The sequence below is a fragment of the Dietzia sp. IBK-p2-16D genome, assembly GCF_057773085.1.
Genome location: NZ_JBYMTL010000006.1, coordinates 244,585 through 262,538 on the forward strand (window position 1 = coordinate 244,585; position 17,954 = coordinate 262,538).

General features: G+C 69.6%; 14 protein-coding genes and 1 tRNA gene. 12 read left to right on the forward strand and 3 right to left on the reverse strand.

Features of this window, described 5'->3' with window-relative positions; all coding sequences use genetic code 11:
- Positions 1–29 precede the first annotated feature (29 nt).
- The 10 genes from trpC to AC3DE3_RS14090 all read left to right on the forward strand — a co-directional run bounded on the left by trpC (position 30) and on the right by AC3DE3_RS14090 (position 11,508).
- Positions 30–842, forward strand: a complete 813-nt coding sequence (trpC, locus tag AC3DE3_RS14045; protein ID WP_488370406.1) for an indole-3-glycerol phosphate synthase TrpC — start codon at positions 30–32, stop codon at positions 840–842.
- 66 nt (positions 843–908) lie between these two features.
- Entirely contained in the window at positions 909–2,204 is a 1,296-nt protein-coding gene (gene trpB / locus AC3DE3_RS14050) for a tryptophan synthase subunit beta (RefSeq protein ID WP_488370431.1), read from the forward strand.
- Positions 2,201–2,992, forward strand: coding sequence for a tryptophan synthase subunit alpha (gene trpA / locus AC3DE3_RS14055; RefSeq protein ID WP_488370407.1), 792 nt, complete (start codon positions 2,201–2,203; stop codon positions 2,990–2,992). The genes trpB and trpA overlap by 4 nt, the downstream gene beginning before the upstream one ends.
- Positions 2,989–3,897 carry a prolipoprotein diacylglyceryl transferase gene (gene lgt / locus AC3DE3_RS14060; RefSeq protein ID WP_163375655.1) on the forward strand — a complete coding sequence of 303 codons (909 nt, stop codon included), beginning with the start codon at positions 2,989–2,991 and terminating at the stop codon, positions 3,895–3,897. Before trpA ends, lgt begins: the two co-directional genes overlap by 4 nt.
- 46 nt (positions 3,898–3,943) lie before the next feature.
- On the forward strand, positions 3,944–5,362 hold the full coding sequence (gene pyk / locus AC3DE3_RS14065) for a pyruvate kinase (protein ID WP_163375656.1): 1,419 nt from the start codon (positions 3,944–3,946) through the stop codon (positions 5,360–5,362).
- A 206-nt stretch (positions 5,363–5,568) separates the two neighbouring features.
- Positions 5,569–6,282 (forward strand): M23 family metallopeptidase, encoded by a 714-nt coding sequence (locus tag AC3DE3_RS14070; protein ID WP_163375657.1) that lies wholly within the window; start codon positions 5,569–5,571, stop codon positions 6,280–6,282.
- Positions 6,283–6,421: 139 nt separating this feature from the next.
- Positions 6,422–7,507, forward strand: coding sequence for an S-(hydroxymethyl)mycothiol dehydrogenase (locus tag AC3DE3_RS14075; protein ID WP_488370408.1), 1,086 nt, complete (start codon positions 6,422–6,424; stop codon positions 7,505–7,507).
- Entirely contained in the window at positions 7,504–8,163 is a 660-nt protein-coding gene (locus AC3DE3_RS14080) for an MBL fold metallo-hydrolase (RefSeq protein WP_205475720.1), read from the forward strand. Before AC3DE3_RS14075 ends, AC3DE3_RS14080 begins: the two co-directional genes overlap by 4 nt.
- A 66-nt stretch (positions 8,164–8,229) precedes the next feature.
- A complete protein-coding gene (locus AC3DE3_RS14085; RefSeq protein WP_488370409.1) occupies positions 8,230–10,977 on the forward strand; it encodes a cation-translocating P-type ATPase in 2,748 nt (915 codons plus the stop codon).
- Between the two features lie 81 nt (positions 10,978–11,058).
- On the forward strand, positions 11,059–11,508 hold the full coding sequence (locus AC3DE3_RS14090) for an SRPBCC family protein (RefSeq protein WP_260487209.1): 450 nt from the start codon (positions 11,059–11,061) through the stop codon (positions 11,506–11,508).
- Positions 11,509–11,575: 67 nt separating this feature from the next.
- Here AC3DE3_RS14090 and AC3DE3_RS14095 read toward each other — a convergent pair whose 3' ends face one another.
- The 3 genes from AC3DE3_RS14095 to AC3DE3_RS14105 form a co-directional block, all read right to left on the reverse strand.
- The gene (locus AC3DE3_RS14095; protein ID WP_240341259.1) at positions 11,576–13,402 is read right to left on the reverse strand and encodes an MDR family MFS transporter; all 1,827 of its coding nucleotides are present in this window, start codon (positions 13,400–13,402) and stop codon (positions 11,576–11,578) included.
- Positions 13,399–13,869 carry a MarR family winged helix-turn-helix transcriptional regulator gene (locus tag AC3DE3_RS14100; protein WP_163375661.1) on the reverse strand — a complete coding sequence of 157 codons (471 nt, stop codon included), beginning with the start codon at positions 13,867–13,869 and terminating at the stop codon, positions 13,399–13,401. The genes AC3DE3_RS14095 and AC3DE3_RS14100 overlap by 4 nt, the downstream gene beginning before the upstream one ends.
- Before the next feature lie 147 nt (positions 13,870–14,016).
- Positions 14,017–14,093: transfer RNA gene (locus tag AC3DE3_RS14105), tRNA-Leu, on the reverse strand.
- A gap of 79 nt (positions 14,094–14,172) precedes the next feature.
- Between AC3DE3_RS14105 and polA the strand changes: the two genes are divergently transcribed.
- Complete coding sequence (polA, locus tag AC3DE3_RS14110) at positions 14,173–16,965, forward strand: DNA polymerase I (protein ID WP_260487210.1); 2,793 nt, start codon at positions 14,173–14,175, stop codon at positions 16,963–16,965.
- Between the two features lie 85 nt (positions 16,966–17,050).
- Complete coding sequence (locus tag AC3DE3_RS14115; protein WP_260487211.1) at positions 17,051–17,953, forward strand: ABC transporter substrate-binding protein; 903 nt, start codon at positions 17,051–17,053, stop codon at positions 17,951–17,953.
- Position 17,954: the final 1 nt, after the last annotated feature.

Consider the following 17,954-nt stretch of genomic DNA (forward strand, 5'->3'; position numbering starts at 1 on the left):
CCGCCCTACGACTGCAGAGGGAGGTCACGGTGGGTACCGTGCTCGACTCGATTCTCGACGGGGTCCGTGAGGACGTCGCGGCCCGTGAGGCCGTCATCGATATGGCGGCGGTGAAGCAGGCGGCCCAGTCGGCGCCGGACCCACTCGACGCGCTCAAGGCGTTGCGCGATCCCGGGGTGGGCGTCATCGCCGAGGTCAAGAGGGCCAGCCCGTCCAAGGGTGCGCTGGCCGAGATCCCCGACCCCGCGGTCCTTGCCCGGATGTATGAGGAGGGCGGGGCGCGCGTCATCTCGTGCCTCACCGAGGAGCGCCGTTTCCACGGCAGCCTGGCAGATCTCGACGCGGTCCGCCGCGCGGTCGACATCCCGGTCCTGCGGAAGGACTTCGTGGTGGGGCCATACCAGATCCACGAGGCGCGGGCGCACGGCGCGGATCTGATCCTGCTCATCGTGGCCGCGCTTGAGCAGGACGCCCTGGTGTCGCTCCTCGATCGCACGGAGTCGTTGGGTATGACGGCTCTGGTGGAGGTCCATACCGAGGAGGAGGCCGACCGCGCGCTGGAAGCCGGCGCCACGGTCATCGGTGTCAACGCCCGCAACCTCAAGACACTCGAGGTCGACAGGGACGTGTTCTCCAGGATCGCGCCGGGGCTCCCGTCCGACGTCGTCAAGATCGCCGAGTCCGGGGTCCGGGACGCCTCGGACCTCCTGGCGTACGCCAGCGTCGGGGCGGACGCCGTGCTCGTGGGCGAGGGACTGGTGACGCAGGGCGACCCGCGGGCGGCCTGCAACGCCCTGGCCACGGCCGGTGCCCACCCGTCCTGCCCGCAAGGGCCCCGCTAGGCCGGGGTCGCGGGCTTCCGGCAGACTGGGGGCGTGAACTCCAAGGATTTTCCGTCACTGCCCACCATGGGAGAGGTGCTCCGGTCCACCACCGGACATGAGCCCGACCAACGGGGCCACTGGGGGCCGTTCGGCGGCCGTTACGTCCCCGAGGCGCTGATGGCGGTGGTCGACGAGGTGACCGACGCCTATGCCAAGGCCAGGGCCGACGAGGACTACCTCGACGAGCTCGACCGGCTGCAGCGTCACTACTCGGGCCGGCCGTCGCCGTTGTACGAGGCGAAGCGGTTCGGTGCGGAGATCGGTGCGCGGGTCTTCCTCAAGCGTGAGGATCTCAACCACACGGGCTCCCACAAGATCAACAACGTCCTCGGCCAGGCGCTGCTCGCGCAGCGGATGGGCAAGAAGCGGGTGATCGCGGAGACCGGTGCCGGCCAACACGGTGTGGCCACCGCCACCGCCTGCGCTCTCCTCGGACTGGAATGCAAGGTCTACATGGGCGCGGTGGACGTGCGCAGGCAGGCGCTCAACGTCGCCCGGATGCGCCTGCTCGGTGCCGAGGTGGAGGCCGTGGAGATCGGCTCGGCCACACTCAAGGACGCGATCAACGAGGCCATGCGGGACTGGGTCGCTCACGCGGACGACACCTACTATGCCTTCGGTACCGCGGCCGGGCCGCACCCCTTCCCGACCATGGTCCGCGACTTCCAGCGCATCGTCGGTGCGGAGGCCAGGGTGCAGATCCTCGAGCAGGCCGGGCGTCTGCCGGACGCCGCCGTGGCGTGCGTCGGCGGCGGTTCCAACGCGATCGGCCTGTTCCACCCGTTCCTCGGGGACGAGTCGGTCCGTCTCGTCGGCTGCGAGGCCGGGGGCGACGGCGTGGCGTCCGGACGAACCGCGGCGACCGTCAACGCCGGTACGCCGGGCGTCTTCCAGGGGTCGTATGCCCATCTCATGCAGGACACCGACGGGCAGACGATCGAGTCCCACTCGATCTCGGCCGGCCTGGACTACCCGGGTGTCGGGCCCGAGCACTCGCGCCTGGCCGAGATCGGGCGGGCCGAGTACCGCCCGATCACGGATACTCAGGCCATGGATGCGTTCGCACAGTTGTGCCGCACCGAGGGCATCATCCCCGCGATCGAGTCGGCTCACGCGATCGCCGGCGCCGCGCAGCTCGCCGCGGAGGGCGTGGGGCTGATCCTGGTCAACGTCTCGGGTCGTGGCGACAAGGACGTCGACACCGCCGCCCGGTGGTTCGGCCTGTTGGACGGGGGGACCCCGCCCGAGGCCGGGGTGGATTCGAGCCAGGGCGCCGACGACGGCGAGGGCGAGTACGCGGACGGGGGAGTCGAGGGATGAGCGTTCTCAGTGACGTGTTCGAGCGGTGCCGGGGCGAGAACCGGGCCGCACTCATCGGGTACTACCCGGCCGGTTACCCGACCGTCGAGGGATCGATCGACGCCGTGCACGCGATGGTCGAGGGCGGGTGCGACATCGTCGAGGTCGGCATCCCCTATTCCGACCCCATGATGGACGGGCCGACCATCCAGGCCGCCGCCGACACCGCACTCGAGGCCGGGTTCCGCGTCGCGGACACCTTCGAGGTGGTACGCGCCGTCGCCGAGGCAGGGGCGGTGCCCGTGGTGATGACGTATTGGAACCCGGTGCTGCAGTACGGCGTCGACCGTTTCGCGGCGGACCTCGCCGCCGCCGGCGGGACCGGCGTCATCACGCCGGACCTCATCCCGGACGAGGCCGACGACTGGATCGCCGCGTCGGACGCCCACGGCATCGACCGGGTGTTCCTCGTCGCCCCGTCGTCGACCCCCGAGCGCCTCGCGATGACGCTCTCCCACACGGGCGGTTTCGTCTACGTCCAGGCGGTCATGGGGGTCACCGGCGCCCGCGACGTCGTCTCGGACGCGCCCCGGATCCTCACCGAGCGCGTCCGCGAGGTCTCCGACCTCGCCTGCGGGGTCGGACTCGGGGTCCGCAACGGCGACCAGGCGGCCGAGATCGCCTCCTACGCCGACGGCGTGATCGTCGGGTCGGCGCTCATCACGGCGGCGACCGAGGGACTGGACTCCCTGAGGCGACTGACCGCCGAGCTGGCGGAGGGCGTCCGTCGTCCCGGGGCGGGCTCGTGATCCCCAGCCCTCCCCAGGGGGTGTGGGAGCTCGGGCCGTTCCCTCTGCGCGCGTACGCCCTGTGGATCATCCTCGGCATCGTCATCGCCATCTGGTGGGGAGAGAAGCGCTGGGTCGCCCGCGGGGGTCGCGCCGGGGTCGTGCTCGACACGGCACTGTGGGCCATCCCGTTCGGTCTGATCGGCGGCCGCGTGTACCACGTCGCCACGGATTGGTACCGCTACTTCGGGGAGGGGCGCAACCCGGTTGATGCGCTGAAGATCTGGGACGGCGGCCTGGGGATCTGGGGTGCCGTCGCATTCGGCGCTCTCGGCGCCTACATCGGGCTGCGCCAACAGGGGATCCGGGCACTGGGCGCCCTGGGCGACTCGATCGCGCCCGGCGTCGTGCTGGCGCAGGGGATCGGCCGACTCGGCAACTACTTCAACCAGGAACTCTACGGTCGCGAGACGGACGTGCCCTGGGCGCTGGAGATCTACCAGCGTTACGACGAGTCCTACGGGTATTCCGAGACCATCGGGCGGTCGACCGGCCAGGTCCTGGCGACCGTCCATCCGACGTTCCTGTACGAACTCCTGTGGAACGTGTTGGTCGCGCTCGTGTTGGTGCTCGTCGACAGACGGTTCCGACTCGGCCACGGTCGGCTCTTCGCGCTCTACGTGGCGTTGTACTGCTTCGGACGCTTCTGGGTGGAGCTGCTGCGCGCGGACGCCGCCACCGAGGTGTTCGGACTGCGCATCAACACCATCGTCTCGCTGGTCGTCATGCTCGGCGCACTGGTGTACCTCTGGCGGGCGCGCCGCGGTCGCGAGGAGCCGTCCGAGCTGCGGGCCCCCGACGACGGTGTGGACGACACGGCATCGGGCGGTTCCGCCGGCGACGCACCCCCGTTGGCCGGTCGTTGACCTCGGGTTAACCGGGCGGCCGGTCGAGGGGACTAGATTGGGTGGAGTGAATCGTCGTACCAAGATCGTCTGCACCCTGGGTCCCGCCGTCGCCTCCGAGGAGGGAATCCGCGAGCTGGTCGACGCGGGGATGGATGTCGCCCGCCTCAACTTCAGCCACGGAGAGCACGCCGACCACGAGGCCAACTACCGGTGGGTCCGCAAGGCCTCCGACGAGTCCGGCAGGGCCGTCGGCGTCCTCGCGGACCTGCAGGGCCCCAAGATCCGACTCGGACGCTTCATCGAGGGCAAGCACGAGTGGGTCGAGGGTGACCGTGTCGTCATCACCGTCGCGGAGGTGGAGGGCACCAAGGACCGCGTCTCCACCACCTACAAGGGGCTGGCGAACGACGCCCGCCCGGGCGATCGGCTGCTGGTCGACGACGGCAACATCGGACTCACCGTCGAACAGGTCGACGGGGACGACGTCCACTGTGTCGTCACCGAGGGCGGCACGGTCTCCAACAACAAGGGCGTCTCCCTCCCCGGGATGAACGTCTCCGTCCCCGCGTTGAGCGAGAAGGACATCGCCGACCTGCGTTTCGCCCTCGACCTGGGGGTGGACTTCATCGCCCTGTCGTTCGTGCGGTCGCCGGCGGACGTCGAACTCGTGCACGAGGTGATGGACGAGATGGGGATCCACGTGCCCGTCATCGCCAAGCTCGAGAAGCCGGAGGCCGTCAAGAACCTCGAGTCGATCGTCCTGGCGTTCGACGCCATCATGGTGGCCCGGGGTGATCTGGGTGTGGAGCTGCCGCTGCAGGAGGTGCCGCTGGTCCAGAAGCGCGCCATCCAGATCGCGCGCGAGAACGCGAAGCCGGTGATCGTGGCCACCCAGATGCTCGAGTCGATGATCACGAACTCCCGGCCCACCCGGGCCGAGGCGTCCGATGTGGCGAACGCCGTCCTCGACGGGGCGGACGCGGTGATGCTGTCGGGCGAGACCTCGGTGGGCAAGTACCCGATCGAGACCGTGCGGACCATGTCGTCGATCGCGCTCGCGGTGGAGTCGGACTCCACGGCCGCGCCCGAACTGGTGCACGTCCCGCGGACCAAGAGGGGTGTCATCTCGGCCTCGGCCCGGGAGATCGGTGAGCGGCTGGGGGCGAAGGCGCTCGTCGCGGTCACCTCGACCGGGGACACGGTGCGGCGGCTGGCCCGGCTGCACAGCCACCTTCCGCTCATCGCGATCACCAGCGACCCGCGTATCCGTAGTCAGCTCGCTCTGACGTGGGGGACCGAGACCTTCCTCACCGACCGCATCACCGAGACCGCCGAGATCGTCAAGGTGACCGACGAGATGCTCCTCCCGCTCGACGGGTACAACGAGGACGACCTGATCGTGCTCGTCGCGGGGAACGTGCCGGGCGTCGAGGGATCGACCAACTTCATCCTCGTCCACCGGATGGGCGAGGTCGACCACTGAAGTAGCAACTGCGACACCGACTTCGCCTGATCACCGTCAGGTAACGAAGTCGCGGCGCCGGTGAGCACCCCGCTCACCGGCGCTTTCGTATCCTTTCGTGCTTTTGACGTGACAGGGCCGAGACACTTCTGTTACCTTCTTGGAGTCGACCGGGGAAGCCGGTCACGTCCCTGCTTCACCCGCTTTCCAGTCTCTGAGGTTCCCTGATGTCCGACGCCACTCGCATTCCCTTCGCCGAGCTCGCCGATCGACTCGGTGTCGAGGGCTCCGGCGCGACCGCCGGGCGCCACCGCGCGGCCCGCTCGACCCACATGGGCCGCATCGTGGCCGGCACCGTCGCGGGCGCCGCCCTCTCGGGAGGCCTGGCCATGGCCGCGGCCCCCGTCGCCTCCGCCCAGTCCGCGGACGTCAACGCGGACCAGCTCGCCGAGATGGCGCAGGGCGTCATCCAGGGAATCGGCTTGACCGAGGACCAGCTGCGCGAGTACGCCATCGACCCGGCCGTCTTCGGCTCGCTCGGTATCCCGGCGATCGGCGGCGGCCACGCCCCGACCTACGGGCCCATCACCTCCGGCTTCGGCCCCCGCTGGGGCACCTTCCACAACGGCACGGACTTCGGTGCGCCGATCGGCACCCCGATGTTCGCCGCCAAGTCCGGCACCGTCGTCGCGGCCGGCCCGGCCTCCGGTTACGGTCTGTGGATCCGCATCCAGACCGACGACGGGCACCTGCTCGAGTACGGCCACAACGACAAGAACTACGTCGCGGTCGGCCAGCGCGTCAACGCCGGCCAGGTCATCGGAACGGTCGGCAACCGCGGCTACTCCACCGGTCCGCACCTGCACTTCGGCGTCCGCAACCCGGCCGGCCAGTGGATCGATCCCGTGCCGTGGCTGCGCGCCAACGGCGTCGCCGTCTGATCGGTCGCCGGCCACCCGCCACGCACGTCGCGCCCCGTCTCCCCTCGAGGAGGCGGGGCGCGCCGCGTTGTCCGGCCACGTGTCGGGCGTTTCTGACACAGTGGGTCGAGAGAATCCACCAACAGTCGAGAGGCGATCCATGTCGCAGACCGTCAAGGGCGTCATCGCCCGCAGCAAGGGGTCCGAGGTCGAGTTGGTCGACGTCGTCGTCCCCGATCCCGGACCGAACGATGTGATCGTGCGGGTGCAGGCGTGCGGCGTCTGCCATACGGACCTGGCGTACCGGGACGGCGGGATCAACGACGAGTACCCGTTCCTGCTCGGCCACGAGGCCGCGGGCATCGTCGAGACCATCGGGGATCAGGTCACGCACGTGGCGGAGGGCGACTTCGTCGTCCTCAACTGGCGCGCCGTGTGCGGCGAGTGCCGGGCATGCAAGAGGGGTCAGCAGCAGTACTGCTTCGCCACCCACAACGCTTCGCAGAAGATGACGCTGACGGACGGCACCGAGCTCACCCCCGCCCTGGGGATCGGCGCGTTCATCGACAAGACCCTCGTCCACGAGGGTCAGTGCACCAAGGTCGACCCGGCCGCCGACCCGGCCGTGGCGGGGCTGCTCGGCTGCGGCGTCATGGCCGGCCTCGGTGCGGCCGTCAACACCGGTCAGGTCAGCCGCGGTCAGTCCGTCGCCGTCATCGGCTGTGGTGGCGTCGGCGTCGCCGCGGTCGTGGGCGCCCGGCTCGCGGGCGCGTCGACGATCATCGCGGTGGACATCGACGACACCAAGCTCGAGTGGGCGAAGGACTTCGGGGCGACCCACGCGGTCAACTCGACCTCGACCGATCCGGTGGCCGCGATCCAGGAGCTCACGGGTGGCTTCGGGGCCGACGTCGTGATCGACGCCGTCGGTCGGCCGGAGACGTACGAGCAGGCCTTCTACGCGCGGGATCTCGCCGGGACCGTGGTCCTGGTTGGCGTGCCCACGCCGGAGATGCGGTTGGAGTTGCCGCTGCTGGACTTCTTCGGCCGCGGTGGTTCGCTCAAGTCGTCCTGGTACGGCGACTGCCTGCCCGAGCGTGATTTCCCGATGCTCGTCGACCTGCACCTGCAGGGTCGACTCCCGCTGGAGAAGTTCGTCTCCGAGCGGATCGGCATCGACGCCGTCGAGGCGGCGTTCGACGCCATGAAGTCCGGGTCCGTCCTCCGATCGGTGGTGACGTTGTGAGCGAGATCCACACCAGCGCCGGCACTGCCGGTGGTCTGCGTATCGAGAAGGTCGTGACGAGCGGGATCTTCGCGCTCGACGGCGGCGAGTGGGAGGTGGACAACAACATCTGGATCCTCGGGGACGACTCCGAGGTGTTCGTGATCGACGCGGCCCACTCCGCGCAGCCGATCATCGATGCGGTGGCGGGCCGCAAGGTCAAGGGCATCCTGTGCTCGCACGCCCACAACGACCACATCACCGTGGCACCGGAGCTGTCGGAGAAGTTGGATGCGCCGATCCTGGTGCACCCGGGTGATCAGATGCTGTGGGACGAGACCCATCCCACGGTCTCCCACGGTGATCTGGAGGACGGGCAGCGGCTCGAGATCGCGGGTACCCGCGTCGAGGTGATGAACACGCCGGGGCACTCACCGGGATCCTGCGTGTTCCACGTTCCCGAGGCGGGCGTGCTGTTCTCCGGCGACACCCTGTTCTCCGGCGGTCCGGGCGCGACTGGCCGGTCGTACTCGGATTTCCCGACCATCATCACCTCCATCCGCGAGCGCATCCTCACGCTGCCCGCGGAGACCTTGGTGCACACCGGCCACGGTGACGGGACGAAGGTCGGGGACGAGTCCCCGCACCTGGAGGAGTGGATCGCTCGCGGGCACTGACACCGCGGTGGTGGTCGGGACCCGGACCGGTGCGGCCCGGGACGGCGTGGCGGGAGGACCGGGGAGATGACGACGACGAGGTCGGCAGCGGAGTCCGGTACACCCACGCCGTGGCACGCCCTCCCGCCGGAGGAGGTGCTCTCCCGTCTCGGAACGGGCCCGGGCGGGCTCAGCAGTACCGAGGCGGGGGAGCGCCTGGCCGGGCACGGGTCCAACACGATGCCCGACGCCGCGCCGGTGTCCGCGTTGCGGCGGGTGGCGAGGCTGTTGGCGGACCCGATGATCCTCGTGCTCGCAGTGGCGGCGGTGGTGAGCGCGGGGGTCTCCCGGGAGTGGGAGACCCCGGTGGTCATCCTGCTGGTGGTAGTGCTCAACACGATCCTCAACTATGTCCAGGAGACCCGCGCGGAGGCCGGTCTCGCGGCGTTGCGCGACATGTCGGTTCCCCGCAGTCGGGTCGTGCGGGACGGCGTGGAGATCGAGGTCGACAGCAGCGATCTCGTGCCGGGCGACATCGTGGTGGTGGAATCCGGGGACCGTGTGCCCGCCGACGGCAGGGTGCTCGCCGGGTCGAGGGTGCAGGTGGCCGAGTCGTCGTTGACAGGGGAGTCGGTCCCCGTCGACAAGTCCCCTCGGGCGGTGGAGGACGTCGATGCACCGCTGGGCGACCGCTCGAGCATGGTGTTCATGAACACGGAGGTCACCCGCGGCCGGGCCCGCCTGGTGGTGACCGGCACCGGCGAACACACCGAGATGGGCGCTATCGCCGACCTGCTCAGCGGGGCGGCGCCCGGGCAGACCCCGCTGCAGAAGCGGATCGGGGCGCTCGCGCGCGTCCTCACCGCGATCGCACTGGTCGTGGTGGGCCTGGTCCTGGTGATCGGGCTCGTCCGTGGTCAGACCTGGGAGGACATGCTCCTGTCCGCGGTCTCCCTGGCCGTGGCCACGATTCCGGAGGGGCTCACGGCGGTCGTGGCGTTCACGCTCGCCATGGGTGCCTCTCGCCTCGCCCGTGAGGGCGCGATCATCAAGAACCTCGCGGCCGTCGAGACCCTCGGGTCGACGAGTCACATCGCCACGGACAAGACCGGCACCCTGACCCTCAACGAGATGACCGTGACGCGGATCGTCGCGGGTGGCGGGTCATACTCCGTGACCGGGACCGGATACGGCGGGTCCGGGGCCGTCCTCTCGTCCGACCCGGACGTCGTACCGGACCTGAGGCGGGCCGCGGTGGCAATGTCGCTGTGCAACGACGCGATCATCGACGACGGGGTCCTGGTGGGCGACCCGACCGAGGGCGCCCTGCTCGTGGCGGCGACCAAGTGCGGGATCGACGTGGAGGGCCTGCGCGCCGCTCGGCCGCGCGTGGCAGAGGTACCGTTCGACTCGGCGTACAAGTTCATGGCGACGGTCAACCGGTCACCGAGCGGGGACCCCGTCCTGTACGTCAAGGGTGCCACCGGCGCGGTACTGCCGCGGGCGACGCAGGTCTGGGACGGCACCTCGGAGGCGGAGCTCACCGACGAGCGCCGCGAGGCGTTGCGGGCCGCGACGGACGGGCTCGCCGCGTCCGGCCTGCGTACCCTGCTCGTGGCGGCGCGGCCGTTCGACGGAGCCGACGGCCCACCGGACGAGGACACGCTGCTCGACGAGGTCCGTGATCTGACCGTGCTCGCGGTCCTGGGAATCGTCGACCCACCGCGCACGCAGGCGGCGGAGGCGATCCGCATCGCACACGAAGCGGGCATCTCGGTACACATGATCACCGGGGACCACCTGGTGACCGCCTCGGCCATCGCCCGCGATCTCGGCATCGGCGGGGAGGCCGTGAGCGGTGCCGAGCTGGACCGGATGGACGATGACGAGCTGCGCACCCGGGCAGGTCGGCTCGGTGTACTGGCCCGCGTGACCCCCGAGCACAAGATCCGGATGGTACGTGCCCTGCAGTCCGGCGGGCACGTGGTCGCCATGACCGGCGACGGGGTCAACGACGCGCCCGCCCTGGGTCAGGCCGACATCGGGATCGCGATGGGGATCACCGGCACGGATGTGTCCAAGGGCGCGGCGAACATGGTGCTCACCGACGACAACTTCTCGACGATCGTCTCCTCGGTACACCAGGGGCGGGGGATCTACGACAACATCGTCAAGTTCGTGAAGTTCCAGCTCACCACCGCGTGGGCGTTCGTGCTCGTCTTCCTGGCCAGTGGCCTGCTGGGCCTGGCGTCGGTGCCGTTCACGGCCCTGCAGGTGCTGCTCGTCAACATCGTCATGGACGGCCCACCCGCGATGGCGCTGGGCGTGGAGCCGGTGGAGAAGGACGCCATGCGGAGGCGGCCTCGACCGGCGGACGAACAGATCCTCACCCCGGTACGGCTGATGCGGATCCTGTGGCTGGGCGTGGTGATGGCCGCGGGAACCCTGCTCGTCCTGGCGTTCGCGGAGGTCGTCTTCCCCGAGCGAACGGGGGAGACCCTGTTCGCCACGACGCTCGCGTACGCGACGTTCGTCTTCTTTCAGGTGTTCAACCTGATGAACGTGCGGTCCGACCACGGTTCGGTCTTCTCCCGCGACATGGCGCGCAACGCCCCGATCTGGGTGGCGCTGGGGGCCGTGCCGCTCCTACTGGTGGCGGTGATCCAGGTTCCGTTCCTCCAAGGGGTGTTCGACACGACCTCGCTGCGGGCCGACGAATGGTTGCTCGCCGTCGCCGTGGGGTCGTCGATCCTCTGGCTGGAGGAGCTCCGCAAGGCCGGCGTGAGATGGCGTACGCGGCGCGCCGCCGGGTCGGGCAGGATGGACGTGGTCTGACGCGCCCACCCGAGGGTGCCGCCGCCGCGAACGCGTCCGGTGCGGAACGATCGGTCGGACCGTCGAGGAGGAGTCATCACCATGGCCAGGGTCACCGCCACCAACACCATCGTCATCGAGGCACCCGTCGAGGCCGTGACCGCGGCGATCGCCGATTACGCGCAGGTCCGCCCCCGCATCCAACCCGAGCAGTTCAGCGCCTACCGTCTGATCCAGGGCGGGCAGGGAGACGGCACCGTCGCCGCCTGGAATCTCCAGGCCACCAAGAAGCGCAACCGGGACGTCAAGGCCAACGTCACCGTGGATGACGCCGCCGCCCACTGGTCGCTGGTGGAAGAAGACGAGAATTCGTCCATGGCCACCACCTACACGGTGCGCGAGGCGACAGGGGGCTCGCTCGTCGAGATGACGACGTCGTGGGACGGCGCCGGGGGTGTCGGCGGCTTCTTCGAGCGGACCTTCGCTCCGGCCGGTCTCAAGCGCATCCAGCACGCCCTGCTGACCAACCTCAAGGACGACGTCGAGGGGTAGCCGACCGGGCTCCGTCCGCCCGCTCGAGCTCAGCCCAGCCGACCGGGCTCAGCCCAGCCGACCGGGCTCAGTCCGTTCGCTCGGCCGACCGCGATCGATCCGCCGGGGCGGTCCTCGTCGTCGTCCCCTTTCCCGTCGGGGTCGGTGACGCGTCGGTTCCGGTGGCGGCCTCGGCGGCGTCGGCGTCGGTCCCCGTGGGCGCGGCCGCGGCGGCCGCCTCGCGGGCGGCCTCGGCCTGCGCGGAGCCGGTCCGGAGCACGATCTGCGGCATGAACGCCAGGATCACCGAGGCGGCCACGGCGAGGATGCCGGCCACCAGGTAGATCTCGGACATGCTCAGCGCGTAACCCTGCTCGAAGGGATGCGCCACCAGCTCGGGAAGCCGGTTGATCACCGAGGAATCCTTGGTGACCGTCTCCAGTGCCCCCGCGCCGGTGGTGGGGTCGGCGAGGGCCCGGACGATCCCGTACGCGTCGGGATCCCGCTGCAGTGCGGGATCGGTGAGGCCCTCCTGAACGCCGCGGGCGAGACTACCGTCGGCGGCGGCCTGCTCGAGTTGGCCGGAGATGGAGCCGCCGACGCGGCTGAACAGGATGGACAGGAACACCGCGACGCCGGCGGTACCGCCGAGTTGGCGGAAGAAGGTCGCCGAGGCGGTGGCCACTCCGATCTCGCGGGGACTCACGGCGTTCTGGACTATGAGGGTGAGCGGCTGCATGCAGTTGCCGAGCCCGATGCCCAGCACCAGCATGTAGACCATCACCAGCGTCAGCGACGTGTCGGCATCGATCGTCCACAGCAGGAACAGGCCGGCAGCGGCCACCGCCGTTCCGAATATCGGGAACTCGCGGACACGGCCGGTCCTGGAGATGAGCTGGCCCGACACGATCGAGGCACCCATCATCCCCGCGACCAGCGGGAGCATCATGAGCCCGGACTCCATGGGGTCGGCGCCGTGCACGATCTGCATGTACAGCGGCAGCGTCATCATGCCGCCGAACATGGCCATACCCACGATCACGCCGCCGACCGTGACGATCGCGAAGGTGCGGTCGCGGAACAGGCGGAGCGGGATGAGGGCCTGGTCGCCCGCGCGGGCCTCGACGAGGAGGAAGAGCCCGATGCCGGCCAGCCCGACGACGTAGCAGCCGAGGGCGGCGGTGGAACCCCACCCCCAGGTGTTGCCCTGCTCGGCCACCAGCAGGAGAGGTACCAGACCGACGACGATCGCGGCGGCCCCCGCCCAGTCCACGCGATGATCGACCCGGACGTTCTTGACGTTGAGGGTGATCATCACGAGGGTCAGCGCCACCGCGCCGATGGGGATGTTGATGAGGAAGATCCAGCGCCACCCGTCGATGCCGAAGATCGTGTCCGCCCCGGCGAAGAACCCGCCGATCACCGGCCCGAGGACCGACGACGACGCGAAGACCGCCAGCATGTAGCCCTGGTACTTGGCGCGGTCACGGGGCGGGATAATGTCGCCGATGATCGCGAGCGCCAGGGACATCAGTGCGCCGGCACCCAGTCCCTGGATGCCGCGGAAGACGGCGAGCATGTACATCGAGGTGGCGAGCGTGCACAGCAGAGAGCCGAACACGAAGATCACGATGCCGATCACGAAGAACGGCTTGCGTCCGTAGATGTCCGAGAGCTTGCCGTACAGGGGCGTCGAGATCGTGGACGTCATGAGATAGGCGGTGGTGACCCATGCCTGGGCGTCGAGGCCCTGGAGGTCGTCGGCGATGGTCCGGATCGCGGTGCTCACGATCGTCTGATCCAGGCTGGCCAGGAACATCGCGGACATGAGCCCGGCGAGGATCACGAGGATCTGACGGTGCGTGAACTCGCCGTCCTCGCCTGCGAGCGCCGTGGAGGTCTTGGCGGTGGTCATCGGCTCTCCTCGGCGGACGTGAGGGAGCAGAGTTCGGTGTGGAGGGAATCGGCGAGTCGGCGCAGGTCCGAGATGAAGGTGTCCGCCTGGTCCGGTGTCCAGTCCCGGAGGAGGCCGGCCATCCACTCCCCGCTGCTGTCGAGGACCCGGGAGATGAGCTCGGCGCCCGCGGAGGTGAGCGTGACGAGGCTGGCGCGCCCGTCATCGGGGTCGGGGACCTTGGTGATGAGGCCGCGGCTCTCGAGCTGGCTGACCTGGCGGCTCACCACCGACACGTCGGTGTGGATCCGCGCGGCCAGATCGGTGACCCGGGCGGGGCCGTCATGGATGGCGAACAGGAGCGGATGGGCGGTCGGTTCGACGGCCTCGTCGTAGCTGGGAACCGAGAGGTTCACCGCACGAAGGAGTTTGACCACCCGCGACAGGTCCACCACCACTCGCCCGCCGCGTTCCGCGTCTATCGGCATGCCCACCCCTCGCTTCGGTTGCTTGCAGCAAGCAAACATTACGCGCGGAGCGCACCATTGCGCCACCGGGTGGGCTGCGGGGTGGAGGGGAGAGGGCGGTGAAGCGTGATGAGGGGAACGCGAGCGGGTCCGACCTCGCTCGGGATGTGGTGCCCCCGGTCGGACTCGAACCGACACTGGACGGGTTTTGAATCCGTTGCCTCTGCCAATTGGGCTACGGGGGCGAACGCGGCGAACCGCTGGTCCGGAAGTCTAACCGACGACCGATGAGCTTCTGTCCGACGCCCACCCTAGAGTGGCCCTGTGAGCACCACGAGTAAGACCGCAGAAGCCAGCACCACCCCCGGCACCGGACCCGGCGCCGCTTCCGGGGCCACCGCGGGGGAGGGGCCGACCCGCCTGCTGCTCCTGGACGGGCACTCGCTCGCGTTCCGCGCGTTCTACGCGCTGCCGGCAGAGAACTTCTCCACGGCCTCCGGCCAACACACCAACGCCGTGTACGGCTTCCTGTCGATGGTGGCCAACCTGGTGACCGAGGAGGAGCCCACGCATCTGGCCGTGGCGTTCGACGTCTCGCGGGCGACGCTGCACCGCACGGCGGAGTACCCGGAGTACAAGTCGACCCGTTCGGCCGCGCCCGAGGAGTTCAAGGGGCAGGTCGAGCTCATCCAGGAGGCGCTGGCGGCACTGGGCGTGCGGACCCTGTCCCTGGAAGGGCACGAGGCCGACGACATCATCGCCACCCTCGCCACCCACGCGGGCGTCGCCGAGACGCTGATCTGCACCGGGGACCGCGACGCCCTGCAACTGGTGACGGACGAGGTCACCGTCCTCTATCCGGTCAAGGGCGTCTCCGAACTCGCCCGGTTCACGCCCGAATCGGTCGAGGCGAAATACGGGGTGACGCCCACCCAGTACCCGGACGTCGCCGCGCTGCGGGGCGACACCTCAGACAACCTCCCGGGTGTGCCCAAGGTCGGCGACAAGACCGCCGCCAAGTGGATCACCCAGTACGGCACCCTCTCCGAACTCATCGCGCACGCGGACGAGATCAAGGGCAAGGTCGGAGAGAGCTTCCGCGAGCACCTACCCCAGGTCCAGCTCAACCGCCGGATCACCGAGCTCACCCGCGACCTGGACCTCGGCGTCGGGATCGGCGACCTCGTCCGGGCGACCCCGGAGCGCGCTGACGTCAACGCACTGTTCGACCGGCTGGAGTTCGGGCCGCAGGCTCGCGATCGATTCCTCACGGCGTTCCTGCCGGAGGGTTCCCCCGCGCCGGCAGCGGAGGTGGAACTGGAGCAGGCCTCGGTCCTGCACGCCGGCGAGGTCTCCGACTGGCTCGCAGCCCATGCGCCGGCCGGGCAGCGGCACGGCCTCGTCGTCGTCGGACCCTCCCGACCCGGCGCGGGCGACGCGCAGACGATCACCATCGCCGCCGCCGGCGGCGCCTCCGGGCACCTCGATCTGGCGACACTCGGACCCGACGACGAGCAGGCCCTCCGGGACTGGCTGGCCGACGACGCGGTGCACAAGGCGGTCCACGACGCCAAGGCGGCCACCCACGCGCTGATGGGGCGCGAGTTCCGGTTGGGCGGGGTCACCATGGACGTGGCCCTGGCGGCCTACCTGGTGCGGCCCGGCCAGCGCAGTTACGGCCTGGCGGAACTGTTCCAGCGTCACCTGCGGCGCGAACTGCCCGAGGCGGAGGTGGGGGACAAGCAACTGTCCCTGCTCGACGAGGTCGATGACGCCGAGGCGGAACAGAAGAACGCCGACGCCGCCGCGACCCGCGCCCGCGCGGTGGTCGATCTCGCGGAGCGGCTGGACGTGGAACTGGAGCAGGTGCACGGGGCGCGCCTGATGGCCGAGATGGAACTGCCGCTCGTACCGGTGCTGGCGCGGATGGAGTCGATCGGCATCGCGGTGGACGGTGGCGCCCTGGACGGGCTGCGGGACGACTTCGCCGACCGCGGTCGGCAGGCTGCCGACGCGGCCTACGCCGCGATCGGCGGGGAACAGATCAACCTGGGCTCACCCAAGCAGCTCCAGGTGGTGCTGTTCGAGACCCTCGGTATGCCCAAGACCAAGAAGACCAAGACCGGGTACACGACCGACGCCAAGGCCCTCGAGGAACTGCTCGCCAAGGAGACGGGGGACACCCCGGGTCGGGCGTTCCTCGAGGCACTGCTGCTGCACCGCGAGACCACCAAGATGCGGACGACGGTCGAGGGGCTCATCAAGACCATCGGTGACGACGGACGAATCCACACCACCTTCAACCAGACCGTGGCAGCGACCGGCCGGTTGTCCTCGACCGACCCGAACCTGCAGAACATCCCCGTACGCACCGAGGATGGTCGACGCATCCGCGGATCGTTCGTCGTGGGCGACGGCTACGACTGCCTCCTCACCGCTGACTACAGCCAGATCGAGATGCGGGTGATGGCGCACCTGTCCGGAGACGCCGGGCTCATCGAGGCGTTCCGGACGGGGGAGGACCTCCACTCGTTCGTGGGCTCCCGTGCGTTCGGCGTTCCCATCGACGAGGTCACCCCGGAGCTCCGTCGCCGGGTGAAGGCCATGAGTTACGGCTTGGCCTACGGGCTCAGTGCGTTCGGCCTCGCCGCCCAGCTCGGGATCAGCCAAGGCGAGGCGAAAGAGCAGATGGAGGCCTACTTCTCGCGCTTCGGCGGCGTGCGCGACTACCTGCGCGCAGTGGTCGAACAGGCCCGCCGCGACGGGTACACGGAGACCCTGTTCGGTCGGCGCCGCTACCTGCCCGAGCTCAACTCGGACAACCGGCTCAAGCGGGAGAACGCCGAACGTGCTGCGCTCAACGCGCCCATCCAGGGCACGGCCGCCGACATCATCAAGGCGGCCATGCTCAAGGTCGACGCGGACCTCGCCGAGCGGCGGCTGAAGAGCCGTCTTCTGCTCCAGGTCCACGACGAACTGGTGCTCGAGGTGGCGCAGGGTGAACTCGACGAGGTCCGCGACCTGGTCGTGGACCGCATGTTCTCCGCCATCGAGCTCGACGTCCCGCTGGACGTGTCCACCGGCACCGGCCCGAACTGGGACTCTGCGGCGCACTGACATCCCCGTCCACCTCCTCGGAGCCCGCCGACCTGTACCCTAAGTTCATTTCAGATTCGGCTCCACGACGCCTGAAAGGGCAACCATGACCCTCACCTCTCGGCGCGGTCTACGCGCCGCCCTGGCACTCACGGCCACCGCTGCCCTCGCGCTGACCGGCTGCACCACCAACACCGAGGGGCCGCAGGACTCCGGGGAGCCCCGCGAGGAGGTGTCCCTCGAGACCGACGAGGAGATCGCAGCCCTCGTCCCGGCCGAGATCCGGGACAAGGGCGTCATCGTGATCGGCACCAACCCGCCGTACGCGCCCAACGAGTTCAAGAACGAGAAGGGCGAGATCGTCGGTTTCGACATCGACGTGATGACCGCGGCCGCCCAGCTGATGGGGCTGCGCGCCGAGTTCCGGGAGTCCGACTTCGAGAAGATCATCCCGGCGATCGAGGGCGGCACCATGGACATGGGCGCCTCCTCGTTCACCGTCAACGACGAGCGGCTCCAGACCGTCGACTTCGTCACCTACTTCGAGGCCGGTATCCAGTGGGCCTCCGCCGCCGGGAACGAGGTGGACCCGGATGACGCCTGTGGCCTGAACGTGGCCGTCCAGCGCACCACGGTCTCCGATCAGGAGGACGTGCCCGCCCGTAGCAAGGCCTGCACGGACGCCGGCAAGCCCGCGATCGAGAAGGTCCAGTTCGACTCCCAGGACGAGGCCTCCACCGCTGTCGCCCTGGGCAAGGTCGACGCGATGTCCGCCGACTCGCCCATCTCGGCCTATGCGGTCAAGCAGTCCGAGGGCAAGATGCAGCTGGCCGGCGACGTCTTCGACTCCGCACCCTACGGCTGGCCCGTCCGCAAGGACTCCGAGCTGACCGCCGCCCTGGAAGCCGCCGCAGACAAGCTCATCGAGACCGGCGACTTCGAGAAGATCGCCCAGAACTGGGGCCTCGAGGCCGGGCTCATCGACGACGCCGAGATCCGGAAGGGTTGAG